The sequence below is a fragment of the Microvirga tunisiensis genome (assembly GCF_009296175.1).
Taxonomy (GTDB): domain Bacteria; phylum Pseudomonadota; class Alphaproteobacteria; order Rhizobiales; family Beijerinckiaceae; genus Microvirga; species Microvirga tunisiensis.
Genome location: NZ_VOSK01000986.1, coordinates 1 through 576 on the forward strand (window position 1 = coordinate 1; position 576 = coordinate 576).

1 protein-coding gene is annotated in these 576 nt (G+C 60.6%); it reads right to left on the reverse strand.

Features of this window, described 5'->3' with window-relative positions; genetic code table 11:
- Positions 1–414: 414 nt before the first annotated feature.
- Positions 415–576, reverse strand: a 162-nt coding sequence (locus FS320_RS44865) for an integrase core domain-containing protein (RefSeq protein ID WP_152718828.1), incomplete at its 5' end; no start/stop codon positions are given.

A 576-nucleotide genomic window follows, 5' to 3' on the forward strand; every position in this document is an offset into this window, starting at 1 on the left:
CGGCGACTGGAAGGTCGTTCATCATCACACGGACCTCTCTCCGGCCATGCAGGATGTCCTTCGCGACCTGAAGGCCAAGAGCTAAATCACGAGCGCGTCAGGTCTGGTATGGGGCGGCAGGGGGCAGTTCTCTGTGTCGCCTGACATAGACGGGTTGATAGCCTCTCTCGGATGTGAATCGGCACCGAAGGTTGCCCCCTGGCGAGGGAAGCGCAGTGCCTTGGTTTATCAACACAAAATGGAAAATCGGCAGGGTCACGATCGGCGCCGATGATGACCCTGCCGATGCTATGAATTCTCCTGCAAAGTCATGCCCTTCATGACAATCGGCCTAAGGGTCAGCATTCGACGCTGATGCACGCGAGTGGCAATGTCAGCACTGACCCGCCCCCATGGAGTGGTCCGGTTGGAATGTTAATGGAGTGACGGCCTTTCTGCCAGTGCGGGCGGGGGCTGCGGAGCCGCCCGCAGGGACATGGCAGGCACGAACACCTCCGGGGCCGGCGGCCTGTAGCCGAGGGAGCCGTGAGGCCTCAGGGTGTTGTAATGACGGCGCCAGCTTTCGATCACGATCTG